Source organism: Microbacterium proteolyticum, from assembly GCF_029639405.1.
GTDB lineage: Bacteria > Actinomycetota > Actinomycetes > Actinomycetales > Microbacteriaceae > Microbacterium.
In genome coordinates, this window is the sequence record NZ_CP121274.1 from 3,697,197 (window position 1) to 3,709,531 (window position 12,335).

At 69.0% G+C, this 12,335-nt stretch carries 11 protein-coding genes and 1 tRNA gene; 1 reads left to right on the forward strand and 11 read right to left on the reverse strand.

Annotated features, from left to right (window positions below; all coding sequences use genetic code 11):
- Positions 1-26: 26 nt before the first annotated feature.
- Positions 27-422 carry a hypothetical protein gene (locus P8R59_RS18520; RefSeq protein ID WP_278102254.1) on the reverse strand — a complete coding sequence of 132 codons (396 nt, stop codon included), beginning with the start codon at positions 420-422 and terminating at the stop codon, positions 27-29.
- Between the two features lie 328 nt (positions 423-750).
- Positions 751-1,773, reverse strand: a complete 1,023-nt coding sequence (locus P8R59_RS18525) for a DUF4917 family protein (protein ID WP_278102255.1) — start codon at positions 1,771-1,773, stop codon at positions 751-753.
- Positions 1,774-2,109: 336 nt separating this feature from the next.
- Between P8R59_RS18525 and P8R59_RS18530 the strand changes: the two genes are divergently transcribed.
- On the forward strand, positions 2,110-2,355 hold the full coding sequence (locus tag P8R59_RS18530) for a hypothetical protein (RefSeq protein WP_278102256.1): 246 nt from the start codon (positions 2,110-2,112) through the stop codon (positions 2,353-2,355).
- Positions 2,356-3,031: 676 nt separating this feature from the next.
- Here the strand turns inward: P8R59_RS18530 and P8R59_RS18535 are convergent.
- The 9 genes from P8R59_RS18535 to P8R59_RS18575 form a co-directional block, all read right to left on the reverse strand.
- Entirely contained in the window at positions 3,032-3,715 is a 684-nt protein-coding gene (locus P8R59_RS18535) for a hypothetical protein (protein WP_278102257.1), read from the reverse strand.
- Between the two features lie 512 nt (positions 3,716-4,227).
- Positions 4,228-4,300: transfer RNA gene (locus P8R59_RS18540), tRNA-Thr, on the reverse strand.
- A 71-nt stretch (positions 4,301-4,371) separates the two neighbouring features.
- On the reverse strand, positions 4,372-5,037 hold the full coding sequence (deoC, locus tag P8R59_RS18545; protein ID WP_278102258.1) for a deoxyribose-phosphate aldolase: 666 nt from the start codon (positions 5,035-5,037) through the stop codon (positions 4,372-4,374).
- A 60-nt stretch (positions 5,038-5,097) separates the two neighbouring features.
- The gene (locus P8R59_RS18550; RefSeq protein ID WP_278102259.1) at positions 5,098-6,645 is read right to left on the reverse strand and encodes an alpha/beta hydrolase; all 1,548 of its coding nucleotides are present in this window, start codon (positions 6,643-6,645) and stop codon (positions 5,098-5,100) included.
- Complete coding sequence (locus P8R59_RS18555; RefSeq protein ID WP_278102260.1) at positions 6,642-7,817, reverse strand: DNA polymerase III subunit delta'; 1,176 nt, start codon at positions 7,815-7,817, stop codon at positions 6,642-6,644. Before P8R59_RS18555 ends, P8R59_RS18550 begins: the two co-directional genes overlap by 4 nt.
- Positions 7,818-7,983: 166 nt before the next feature.
- The gene (gene tmk, locus P8R59_RS18560; protein WP_077052133.1) at positions 7,984-8,658 is read right to left on the reverse strand and encodes a dTMP kinase; all 675 of its coding nucleotides are present in this window, start codon (positions 8,656-8,658) and stop codon (positions 7,984-7,986) included.
- Positions 8,655-11,363: a type I DNA topoisomerase gene (topA, locus tag P8R59_RS18565; protein WP_077052695.1), complete on the reverse strand. Its 2,709-nt coding sequence runs from the start codon at positions 11,361-11,363 to the stop codon at positions 8,655-8,657. Before topA ends, tmk begins: the two co-directional genes overlap by 4 nt.
- Positions 11,364-11,752: 389 nt before the next feature.
- Entirely contained in the window at positions 11,753-12,085 is a 333-nt protein-coding gene (locus P8R59_RS18570; RefSeq protein ID WP_278102261.1) for a TadE family type IV pilus minor pilin, read from the reverse strand.
- Positions 12,082-12,312, reverse strand: coding sequence for a DUF4244 domain-containing protein (locus tag P8R59_RS18575; protein WP_278102262.1), 231 nt, complete (start codon positions 12,310-12,312; stop codon positions 12,082-12,084). The genes P8R59_RS18570 and P8R59_RS18575 overlap by 4 nt, the downstream gene beginning before the upstream one ends.
- Positions 12,313-12,335 lie beyond the last annotated feature (23 nt).

Consider the following 12,335-nt stretch of genomic DNA (forward strand, 5'->3'; position numbering starts at 1 on the left):
ACGCGCGGCCGCGACCGCCGGGCCCGTCAGCCGCGCAGGAACAGCAGAACGATGGAGAGGGCGGACGCCACCGCACCGAGCCCGAGGACCCCCGCGGCGAGCAGGGCGACGAACCGGACGAGGGGCGACGAGCGCGTCAGCCGCATGCGGTGCGCCGACCCGCGGCGGGCGAAGACGTCGGCCATGTCGGCGTCGCCGATCCGGGCGTCGTCGTGCGGGGAGAGCGGGGCTTCGTTGACTCCCCCGTGTTCGTCGAACCAGCGGACGACGCGGTGGTCGTCGACGTCCTCGACGACGGCGCGCACCGGCAACCAGGTGCCGTCGGCGACGTACAGGATCAGCGCCGCCACCGCGAGGAGGATTCCGGCTCCGAGACCCACCCACGTGAAGAGCTCGATGACGACATCGACGACGTTCGACACGGGGGCTCCTGCGGGCGGGGCGATGATCTCCGCGCCGAGGCGCGACGGTGGAGCTTCAGCCTATCGGGCCGTCGGCGCCCGCCCCGCGACGCGGTTCGGGGCGGGAACGCGAAAGGCCCGGGTAGGAAACCCGGGCCTTTCGGTTGTGCTGGAGCCGCCTAAGGGAATCGAACCCTTGACCTATTCATTACGAGTGCCACGGGGTGCACACGGCCCGCGGTTTCTCGCGTTTCTGACATTGGTAGCTGGGTGTCGCAGCGGGAGGGGCCAGCGCATCCCCGCCGCGTGTGCCGCTCGCGACAAACATGCCCGCCTCGGAAGTAAGCGCCTACCTCCACACGTGGGCGGATGTTGAATCGTAGAATTTGAGTCGAAGGGCAGCACCCCCGCCGTCGCGCCGCTCGTCTCGAATGCGTTTCGCGCGATCGATTACTCTTCGCGCTGCCCTCGTTCCGGGATCTCCATGCACCGCGACATACAGCGCTGTTATCTCGCTCTCGTCAGTTTCGATGAGTTCAAGAATGTGATCGTCGTTCGGGGACAGCGACATTCCGTGGATGAATAGCGAGTCGCCCACCTCACCAAAGCGGCGGTGGCTCGTACGCAGATAAGCGCTCTTCTCAATGTGCGCCTCCTTCTCCGTCCGCGTCCCCTCCGTCACGACCAATGGGTACTTGTCGTCGTTCAGCCGCTGTCGAAGCTCACTGATCAGTCGCCCATGCTCGAAGCCAGAAAGCTTCGTCAGTCGCTGATCCTCGACGAAAAGATGGAGCGCCCCATGCAGATAGAAGATGCGCTGCGCACCCTGAGTCGGATTGCGTTTCCAGATGAGCGGCCCCACACGCCAGGTCGGCCACTCAAAGCCGTCCTTCTGCCACACGAACGGCCCTACCGCGTCGCGCGTCACGGCCCAGTAGAGCAGCAGGTCGTAGTTGACTGTGAAGATCGCTTGGAAGTTCGCTAAGAATGTGCGCGCGTGAAGTATCTCGTCATTATCGACGTCGGTGGCCTTATCGGGGTGCCTCGTGGCGAGCGCCTCAGCAAGACCATGGCGAACAACCGCGGCATCACTTCGGAGTCTGCCAGCAAGCGCGCCGCCAGGCTTGTACAGGTCTTGCAGGTCCGCGGCAGCTTGAAGCTTGTCTACCACCGTCTCGAAGTTGTTAGATTGCGCAGCCGCAAACAATGCCGCCTTGGTGACGGACAGACCCGAAAGGGATGCTTGGGTCGCGAGCGAGTCGTAGTTAAAGATTCGATTGTCGTAATCGATACTGAACCCGTTCCCTAGCAGCACAGTTGGCTGCGAGCCTGAGAACGACACTGCATCCGAAACTGCCTCGTCGAACGTCATCAAATGCACCATCTTCGCCCCCAACGCCGCGTTCTCTTACAGCCGAACGTAGCGCGCATTGGGAGTCACCGTCCTTTGGGTGGACCTGGACCATAACGGCGCGGCGGCCATCCTGGCGCGATTCCGTTCGTTCGGCGTCTCGGTGGCGACGCTCAGCGATGTTCGCCGGTTCCGCCTCGTCGACGACGCCGAAGACGCTGACACGATCCGCGCCGTCGTCGCTGACTGCGTGGCGTGGACGCCGACCCTGGCCGTAATCGACCCCCAGGGCGAGTTGCTCCCGCTTTCGGCGCGTCCAGCGACTCGGCCGACGACTACACTCGCGTCAACCGCGAGGTGAGCGCGGCGACCAGCCGCACGGGAGCTGGCGTGCTCGTGATCGACCACATGGCGAAGGGGACCGAGTCCCGGAAGTTCCGTGCGGGCGGCACGATCGCCAAGAAGCGCGCTGCCGATGGCGTGGTTTATCACGTCGAGAACGTCGTTCCCTTCGCCCCCGGGTCGGGCGGGAAGACATCCCTCTCGATCGTCAAGGACCGTCACGGCGATATCCGCGCGAACACCCCCGAGCGGCTCACGTGAACCAGTCGCGGCGCCGTTCAAATCCTGCCGGGGGCATCGCACTGGAAGTTCGGCGCGCCCGGAATGTGGGAGGCCGGGGCGAGCACGCAGGATGACGACCTGATCGCGCTCTCCCTGTTGGACCCGCCGCCGACGACCGTCCGCGAGGTGAAAGAGCGTCTCGGGTAGGGTAGCGACCGGGCGAACCGGGCACTCGCGACATGGCGCGAAACGATGAGTGAGGCCGCATAACGGGTTCCGCTCCCGGCAGCCAGAACGCCCCTCTCCTCACTCGCTGAGGTCGGGGGCGTTCCTTGTATTCCTGGCTGTTCAGGAACACGAATTCCCCGGAATCACGCGGCAAAGCGGCCGTGTTCCTGACGTCCCTCTCCCCTATAGGGCGAGGGACAGGAACGGGGCAGCCGGAGGAACGGCTCACTCACTCTTGATGAAGACCCCACCCGGCTGAGCCCCGCCGACAACGGCCCGATATGCGTAAGCGGCGTCGCGAACCATCTCGGCGCCCGCCCGACTCTGCAGCGCGGCACCCCGCTTTGCGAGGGCCGCCGCCGCCTTGAGAATCTCTTCGTACGCGTCATCAACGTTAGACATAACTCACCCTTCTATTGGGGGCGAACCGGCGCCGCCCCAACGGGCGTGTCACGCTATCGCATGCCTCCGACATCGAGGAATACGCTCAACTCCCGGCTGCGATCGCGGCAATGACGACACCGACCCCCTGAGTGAGCATGTTCGCGGCGGAGCCGCTGGCTATAGCTGTCCACAGGGTGTGCCAAGTGCCACGTCCAGACGTGTCCTCCTGCTGAGCTGCTTGAAAGGCAACTCGAAGACGAAGAGCCGCCTCGGCAAAGTCGAAAGTCTCTCCCATTGCGTCGTCATCGAGCGCGTGCTCGATCTCTCTCAGCAGGCGATGAATGTACATACGGAGTTGCTGGCTGAGGCCCTCGTCCTCTTCAAGCAGCTTCCGTGCAGCGGCGACAACCGCGCGAAGGTTGTCGTAATGCTCAGGTGACAACGTACGCACGTAGAAATCGAGGAACGACGCGCACGCGTCGATCTCATCAAGATGCTCGGCCGTGATGATGCCGTCTGGTGGCACACCCTGTCCCGGTGAGTAGTCCGGAACGATCAGGCCGCTCCACCAATCGGGTATCTGATTTCGGTACGCCTTGACTCTGACGCCATCCCTCTCCAACTGACCGAGCAACGCCTCGATCTCGGATAGAGCGGTAGCGAGACGAACAATATCGGCTTGCTTACGCACCCCGATCAGAGCCGGGTTGTTGACTCCAGGCTTGGCGGTCGCCTTCTCGCGCCAGGCGGTCAGTATCTCGTGTGCCACGCGGGCCGGGTTCCCCATGGTGTGAGCCTAATCGGCACGCCGGACATGGACACCACACAGCCCCTAGACTCGGCGTCTCCGAGACCACAATCTGGGATGACGGCAAGCGCCTCGGGCTGAAGCGATCACGACCCCGCGTCGACCTGGCACAGCTACTCGTGCGCTGGGTCTGAGTTAGTCGCGAAGTGGTGGACGCGCCAGATCCTTCGCCTATCGACACCGCCGAAGTCTCGTACGCACGGTTTCAGTGTGGAGGAGTTCGCTCACCGAGGAGATCTGGCGCGCAGTGTGCATCTGCGGCTCTTCGGGTGGGCCTCGGGTGACCTCTCGGTCGAGCGCTTCCGTGATGAGTTCGACGACGAGTGGGACGAGATCGCGGGCGTTCGACCCAAGCCGTGAGGGGGGAGAAGATTTCGTCTGTGCCCAGTTCTGCCCTACGACCTCGATGAAGTGCCCCACGTTTGCCCCACGCCCACATCCCGGGCACGAAGAAACCCCCGGACTTCCGCAGAATTCCGGGGGTTTTTCCGAGCCGCCTAAGGGAATCGAACCCTTGACCTATTCATTACGAGTGAATCGCTCTGCCGTCTGAGCTAAGGCGGCGCGCGCCGCTGACGCGTGCACGATCATCGATCTTACATGCTCAGCGGCTCGCCCGACGAATCGGGGCCGGCTCAGTAGTCGCCGGTGGCCGACCGGTCGGCGAGGATGTCACGGCTCGACGACAGACCCAGGCGGGTCGCGCCGGCGGCGATCATGTCTTCGGCCGCCGCGCGGGTGCGGATGCCTCCGGATGCCTTCACCTCGGCGCGGTCGCCCACGGTCCGCTTCATGAGCGCGACGGCGTGGACGCTCGCGCCGCCGGCGGGGTGGAAGCCGGTGGAGGTCTTGACGAAGTCGGCGCCCGCGGCCACCGCGGCCTCGCAGACGGCGACGATCGCGTCGTCGGACAACGCGGCCGACTCGATGATGACCTTGAGCACGGTCGGGGCGGGGACGGCGGCGCGGACCGCGCGGATCTCGGCCTCGACGATCTCGTAGCGCCCCTCGATGGCGGCACCGATGTCGATGACCATGTCGATCTCGTCGGCGCCCTGGGCGACCGACAGCGCCGCCTCGGCGGCCTTGACCTCGGCGTGGTGCTTGCCGCTGGGGAACCCGCAGACGACGGCGACCTTCAGCCCCTCGGGCACCTCGACGGGGAGGAACGACGGCGAGAGGCACACGCTGTAGGTGCCGAGTTCGGCGGCGTCGGCGATGGTGCGCTCGACGTCGGCGCGGGTCGCTTCGGGCTTGAGCAGCGTGTGGTCGATGTAGGTGGCCAGGTCGGGCGTGGTCATGGTGCTCCTTCGGGCGGGGACGACGACAAGCCTACGTTCCGCCGGGGGCCGATCGCCGTCTCAGCCGCAGCGGAGACCGTTCTCGGGCACCGTGCCGTCGACGAGGTACGCGTCGACCGCATCGGTGACGCACGCGTTGCCCTTGTTGTAGCCGAGGTGCCCCTCGCCGACGTTGGTGATGAGGACGCCCTGCGCGAGTTGCGACGCGAGGCTCTGCGCCCCGTCGTACGGGGTGGCGGGGTCGCCCGTCGTCCCCACGACGACGATGGGCGGGGAGCCGGGTGCGGTGATCGGTTCGCGGACGCCGGTGGGCGGTGCGGGCCACGTGGCGCACGGGTCGCCGCCGCCGCCGGCCCAGTACGGGGCGACGACGGGAGCCTGGGCGTCGAGCTGCTCCTGCAGTGCCGCGAGGGCGGCATCCGTGCCCTCGTCGGGGTAGTCCATGCAGTTGTAGGCGACGAACGCTTCCATCGTGTTGCCGTCGTACTGGTCGCCCACGCGGCCGTTGTAGAAGTCGGCGAGCTGGAAGGCGACGTCAGCGCGCCCGTTGCTCACGTCGGTCAGCGCCGAGCGCAGGTACGGCCAGCTCTCTTCGCTGTAGAGCGCCGCGGTGATGGCCGTCATGAGCGAGTCGCCGCCGAGCTTGCGCCCGTCGGCCGCCGTGAGGGGGCGCGCATCGACGCGGGCGAGGAGCGTGGAGAGGTCGGACATGGCGTCGTCGACGCTGCCGGCGAACGGGCATTCGTTCGTCGTCAGGCAGTCGGCCATGAAGGTGCGGAGCGACTGCTCGAAGCCGACGGCCTGCCGCAGCGACGTGTCGGAACCCGAGACGCTGGGGTCGATGCCGCCGTCGAGCACCATGCGTCCGACGCGCTCGGGGAAGAGCCCCGCGTAGGTCGCGCCGAGGAAGGTGCCGTAGGAGTAGCCGAGGTAGTTGAGCTTCGAGTCGCCGAGCACCGCGCGGAGAACGTCCATGTCGCGCGCGGAGTTGTCGGTGGTGATGTAGGGCAGGATGCCGTCGCTGCGGTCCTGGCAGGCCTGTGCGAAGTCGGCGGCGCGCTGGTCGAGGGCGGCCCGTCGTTCGTCGCTGCCGCGGGCTCCGGGCGGGATGTCGTAGAGGTAGGCGTCGAGCTGCGGCGGGTCGTAGCAGGTGACCGCGGTGGACTCCCCGACTCCGCGCGGGTCGAAGCCGATGACGTCGTAGGCCTCGGTGAGCTTGTCGTCGACGAGGATCGACAGGGCCTGCTTCATCAACGAGACTCCGGCCGCCCCGGGGCCGCCCGGGTTGGTCAGGAGCGACCCGATGGGGGCGCCGGAGGTCGCGCGATGGCGGACGACGGCGAGCTGCAGGTCGCCCACGCTCGGGTCGCTGTAGTCGCGGGGCACCGTCACCGTCGTGCAGTCCAGCCCGGTGCCGCACTCCTGCCAGTCGAGGGTCTGGCCGTAGTACGGGAGTAGTTCCGCGGACACCCCGTCGGTCTGCGGCGCGAGCGAGGCGCCGCCGCCGGGCGGGAGCGGGGGGATCTGGGCGTAGAGGCATCCGGACAGCGCCACGGCGAGGGCCGCGACGCCGGCGACGGCCGTGACGAGACGGCAGCGGAGGCTCACGGGGCGGATCCGTTCGCAACGGTGATGAGCAGGCTCTCGAGCGCGAGGAGCGGGGCGGCGTTCTGCTCGAGGTTGCGGCGGGTGTCGGTGATGCGGTCGAGGACGCCCAGGGTGCGCGCGGGGGTCCATTCGGCGGCGAGGGAGCGCAGGTCGTCGATCCTTTCGGCGTTGACGAGATCGGCGTCGCGCCCGTACTGCAGCATGACGACGTCGCGGAAGAGCGACTGGAGATCGGTGAGGACGCGGTCGATGCCGTCGCGCAGGCTCCGGGTGGCCCGACGCTTCTGGTCGTCTTCGAGCGCATTGAGCTGCCCGCGGACGCTCGGCGGGACCGCGGCGCCCTCGGCGACGCCGAGAGTGCGGAGCAGGCTGCGACGCTCCTCTTCGTCACGGGTGGCCGTGAGGGCCTTGGCGTCGTCCGTCGCGAGCCGCACGATCTGCCCCGCGACCTCGACGGCGTCGCTGATGCCGCGGACCGCGAGCACCGCCGACAACGTCTCGGCGCGGCGGGCGCGGGCGTCGTCGTCGGTGGCGAGGCGCTGGGCCATGCCAATGTGGCGCTGGGCGTGACGGGCGGATTCTTCCGCGACGTCGGCGGGGACCCCGGTGCGTTCGACGATGAGCGACGCCACGTCGGCGACCGACGGTTCGCGCAGACGCAGCACGCGCACGCGCGAGCGGATCGTGGGCAGGAGGTCGGCGTCACTGGGGGCGCACAGCACCCAGACGGTCTGCTCGGGCGGCTCTTCGAGGGCTTTCAGCAGGACGTTCGAGGTGCGTTCGGCCATGCGGTCGGCGTCTTCGACGACGATGACGCGGTGGCGTCCGAGCGAGGGCGCGAACGACGCGCGCTCGACGAGGCGGCGGGCTTCGTCGATGCGGATGACGACCTGCTCGGTGCGCAGCGCCGTGAGGTCGGGGTGGGTGCGGGCGAGCACCTGCCGTTGGGCGGCCTCGTCGCCGGGGTCGGCGATGAGCGCGGCGGCGAAGGCGTACGCGAGGGTGGAGCGCCCGGAGCCGGGAGGGCCGGTGATCAGCCACGCGTGGGCCAGCGCCGCGGGATCGGCGGCGGCGGAGCGGAGCGTCTCGACCGCGTCGTCCTGACCCCAGACCGCGTCCCACGGGAAGGGCGCGACAGCGGTCTGCGAGGGGGACTCCACGGCGGCCGACATGGGTTCCACCCTAATCGCGGCCGCCGACATCGCCGCCGTCGATCGGCTGGGGGTCGGCAGGGTGATTCCGCCGCTGAGGCCATCCGCTCCCCCCGCGAATCCCGCGCGGCGGGCGGACCGGACGCGGCGCCGCGGCGGCGGCGTGCCGGACGGCCCCGGGTACGGGTCAGGCGAGCCGGGATGCCACGGCTTCGCGCACGCGGTCGGCGAGGACGGCGGCGGGTTCGGTGGCGTCCAGGACGAGGAAGCGTTCGGGTTCGGCGGCGGCGAGGGTGAGGAAGGCGGCGCGCACGCGTTCGTGGAACTCGGCCTTCTCGGCTTCGAGGCGGTCGAACGGTTTGTCGTCGGCGTCGAGGCGCGCCCGCGCGGAGGCCGGGTCGAGGTCGAGCAGGACGGTGAGGTCGGGCAGGAGCCCACCGGTGGCCCACAGCGAGAGTTCGCGGACGTCGTCGGCGTCGAGGACGCGGCCGGCGCCCTGGTAGGCGACGGAGGAGTCGAGGTAGCGGTCCTGGATGACGACGTCGCCGCGGGCGATCGCGGGCTGCACGACGGTTTCGATGTGGTGGGCGCGGTCGGCGGCGTAGAGCAGGGCTTCGGCGCGGGGCGCGATGTGACCGCGGTGGTGCAGGACGATGTCGCGGATGCGGACGCCGACGTCGGTGCCGCCGGGTTCACGTGTGCGCACGACCTCGCGGCCCTGGGCGCGGAGCCATTCTTCGAGCAGCGCGGCCTGGGTGGTCTTGCCGGCGCCGTCGCCTCCCTCGAGGGTGAGGAAGAGGCCGGGGCCCCCGGCCGTCGTCGCGCGGGGGGCGTGCGGCGGCCGGGGGGCGTCGGCGGTCACGACTTCTTCGCCGGGGCCTTGCGCGTGGTCGTCGTCTTCTTCGCCGCGGTGCGCTTGGGGGCGGGGCCCTTCGCGCGCTTGTCGGCGATGAGTTCGACGGCACGCTCGAAGGTGATGGCCATGGCGTCTTCGCCGCGCGGCACCGTGGCGTTGGTCTCGCCGTCGGTGACGTACGGACCGAAGCGACCGTCCTTGAGCTTGATCGGCTTGCCGCTGACGGGGTCGGCGTCGAACTCCTTGAGGGCGCTCGATGCGCGCCGGGCGCCGTACTTGGGCTCGGCGTACTTGGCGAGGGCGTCTTCGAGGGTGATGTCGAAGATCTGGGTCTCGGAGTCGAGCGACCGCGAGTCGGTGCCCTTCTTCAGGTACGGACCGAAGCGGCCGTTCTGCGCGGTGATCTCCTCACCGGTCGCGGGGTCGGCTCCGACGACGCGGGGCAGCGACAGCAGCTGCAGCGCGGTGTCGAGGTCGATGGTGTCGACCGACATCGAGCGGAAGAGGGATGCCGTGCGGGGCTTGGGCGCGGCCTCCTTCTTGGCGCCGCGCTTCTTCGGCGCTTCGACGACCTCGCCCGTGGCCTGGTCGACCTCTTCGGGCTCCTCTGCTTCGACCTCTTGCACGTAGGGACCGAACCGGCCGTCCTTGACGACGATGAGCTTGCCGTTCTCGGGGTTCTCGCCCAGGACGCGGTCGCCGGCGATCGGCGCATCGATGAGCTCCTGCGCCTTCTCGGGCGTGAGCTCGTCGGGCGCGAGATCTTCGGGGATGTTGACGATGCGCGGCTTGGCGTCTTCGGGGGCACCGGGCTCGACGACCTCGAGGTAAGGGCCGTACTTGCCGAAGCGGAGAGTGGCCGTGTCGGTGATGCGCGTGGAGTTGAGCTCGCGCGCGTCGATCTCGCCGAGGTTCTCGACGATGTGGCGGAGGCCCACCTGCTTGTCGGAGCCGAAGTAGAAGGCCTTGAGCCATTCGGTGCGGCGCTGTTCGCCACGGGCGATGGCATCCAGGTCGTCTTCGAGGGCGGCGGTGAAGTCGTAGTCGACGAGGTCGGCGAAGTGCTGTTCGAGCAGACGCACGACGCTGAAGGCGAGCCAGCTGGGCACGAGGGCCTGGCCGCGCTTGGTGACGTAGCCGCGGTCGAGGATCACGCCGATGATGCTGGCGAAGGTCGAGGGGCGACCGATGCCCTTCTCTTCGAGCGCCTTGACGAGGCTGGCTTCGGTGTAGCGCGGCTTCGGCGAGGTGCTGTGGCCCTTGGGCTCGACGTCGCTGATCGCGAGCTCGTCGCCTACGGCGACGGCGGGGAGCGACTGGTCGGCGTCCTCGTCGTTGCGCTTCTCGTCGTTGCCCTCTTCGTACGCCTCGAGGAAGCCCTTGAAGGTGTACACGGTGCCCGAGGCGGTGAACTCGGCCTGCTTCTCCCCCGCCTGGACGGCGAGGGTGACCGTGGTGGTCTCGTACTTGGCATCCGACATCTGGCTGGCGACGGTGCGCTTCCAGATCAGGTCGTAGAGCTTCTGCTCGTCGCGGTCGAGCGACGAGGCGAGCGACGCGGGGGTGCGGAAGTGCTCGCCCGAGGGACGGATGGCCTCGTGCGCCTCCTGCGCGTTCTTGGACTTGCTCTTGTAGACGCGCGGGTTGGCCGGCACGGCCTTGTCGCCGTACAGCGCCACCGCCTGCTCGCGCGCGGCCGTGACGGCCTGCGTCGAGAGCGCGGTGGAGTCGGTACGCATATAGGTGATGAAGCCCTTCTCGTAGAGACGCTGTGCGACGCCCATGGCGTGCTTGGCGCTCATCGAGAGCTTGCGTCCGGCCTCCTGCTGGAGCGTGGAGGTGGTGAAGGGTGCGCGGGGGCTGCGGGTTCCGGGCTTGGCCTCGACCTTGGCGACGGTGGCCTTGGCCGCGGCGATGATGTCGGCGGCGAGCGCGCGGGCCTGTGCCTCGTCGAGGACGACGACGGCCTTCTTGAGCTTTCCGTTGTCGTCGTAGTCGCCGCCGCGGGCGAGCGGCGCGCCGTCGAGGCGGTTGAGGCGCGTCGTGAACGACGAGCCCGACTTGGATGCCAGCGCCTCGACGTCCCAGTAGGTGGCCGAGACGAAGGCCATGCGTTCGCGTTCGCGCTCGACGACCATGCGGGTGGCGGCGGACTGCACGCGGCCGGCGCTGAGCGCGGTGCCTTCGCGGCCGGAGCCGACCTTGCGCCACAGGACGGGCGAGACGTCCCAGCCGTAGAGGCGGTCGAGGACGCGGCGGGTCTCCTGCGCGTCGACGAGCGACTCGTCGAGGTCGCGGGTGTGGTGGACGGCGTCCTGGATGGCGTCCTTTGTGATCTCGTGGAACACCATGCGGCGCACGGGGACCTTGGGCTTCAGGACCTCGCGGAGGTGCCACGCGATGGCTTCGCCTTCGCGGTCACCATCGGTTGCGAGGAGGACTTCGTCGGCGGACTTCAGGGCGCGCTTGAGCTCGGCGACCGTCTTGGTCTTGCGGTCGTTGACGACGTAGTAGGGGTCGAAGTCGTTCTCGACGTCGATGGAGTACTTGCCGTACGCCGCCTTCTTGTCGGCCGGGATCTCCTTCTTGGAGGCGAGGTCGCGGATGTGCCCGACCGAGCTGAGCACTTCGTATCCGTCGCCGAGGTATCCCTGGATCGACTTCATCTTCGTCGGGGACTCGACGATGACGAGCTTCTTGCCGTTTGCCACTGGGGTCCTTTCTTCGTTGCACACCATACACACGCCTCCCTGTCCGGGTTCCGGGAGGTCGTGCGCCGTCGAGACATCGGGTGGTCCCGCGCGGGAGCGTGCAGCGAACGGAATCCCACCGTACGCGCTGCCGACGGTGACCGTGGCGACGAGGCCGTCGACATCGCATTCGCTCAGGTTCGCGCCACCCGCCCCCGCGACCGCGGCGGCCGCCTCGCACGGCATCCCGGCGACCGCGCCGCTGACGGTGTCGGCGGCGGCGAGGGCCGCGGCATCCGCGATTCCGGCGAGGCGTTCCGACTGCACGACGGCGCCCGCCACGACGGTCAGGCCGAGCGCAACGACCGCGACGGCCGCGACGACGCCGACCGTCGCCGCGCTGCCGGCCATCACCCACCCCCGTCGAGTGCACACGACCGCGCCGAGAGGGGGCCGACGGGCAGGGGCACCGGGGCGGGCGCCGCCACGTCGACGCACACCAGCGCATCCGCGCGACGGACCTCGACGGTCGCGCCCACGCCCGCGACGACGGCGCGGGCACCGGCGTCGTCTCCGCGCCCGAACAACCGCGCCGACTCGGCGGCGGCGTGCTGCAGGCGTACCGCCGCCGCGCCCGCCGACAAGGCGCCGAGGCCGAGCGCCAACACGAGCACGACGGCGGGGAGCGCCACGGCGAACTCCGCCGTCACGGCTCCGCGGTCGTCGAGGCCCGCGGGCCTCATTGCACCGTCAGGGCGCGGCGGACGAGGTCGGTGAGGATGCCGCGCACCTCGTCGGACCTCATGATGACGATGAGCAGCCCCGCGAAGGCGACCGCCGCCATCGTCGCGATCGCGTACTCGGCCGTGGCGGCGCCGCGATCGTCGAGGAAGAGCCGTCCGGCTTGCCGCGATGTGAGCGGCGGCAGGACGGGAAAGCAGGGTGCGGGGCGAGACGTGCGAACGGACATGGGGACTCCTTCTCATGGGTGGA

What these genes read in the sequence shown, in the direction of transcription:
- P8R59_RS18525 (WP_278102255.1), bottom strand. Translation starts at nt 1,773, where the DNA reads ATGACGTTCGACGAGGCAGTTTCGGATGCAGTGTCGTTCTCAGGCTCG.
- P8R59_RS18535 (WP_278102257.1), bottom strand. Translation starts at nt 3,715, where the DNA reads ATGGGGAACCCGGCCCGCGTGGCACACGAGATACTGACCGCCTGGCGC.
- deoC (WP_278102258.1), bottom strand. Translation starts at nt 5,037, where the DNA reads ATGACCACGCCCGACCTGGCCACCTACATCGACCACACGCTGCTCAAG.
- P8R59_RS18555 (WP_278102260.1), bottom strand. Translation starts at nt 7,817, where the DNA reads ATGTCGGCCGCCGTGGAGTCCCCCTCGCAGACCGCTGTCGCGCCCTTC.
- P8R59_RS18570 (WP_278102261.1), bottom strand. Translation starts at nt 12,085, where the DNA reads ATGAGGCCCGCGGGCCTCGACGACCGCGGAGCCGTGACGGCGGAGTTC.
- P8R59_RS18575 (WP_278102262.1), bottom strand. Translation starts at nt 12,312, where the DNA reads ATGTCCGTTCGCACGTCTCGCCCCGCACCCTGCTTTCCCGTCCTGCCG.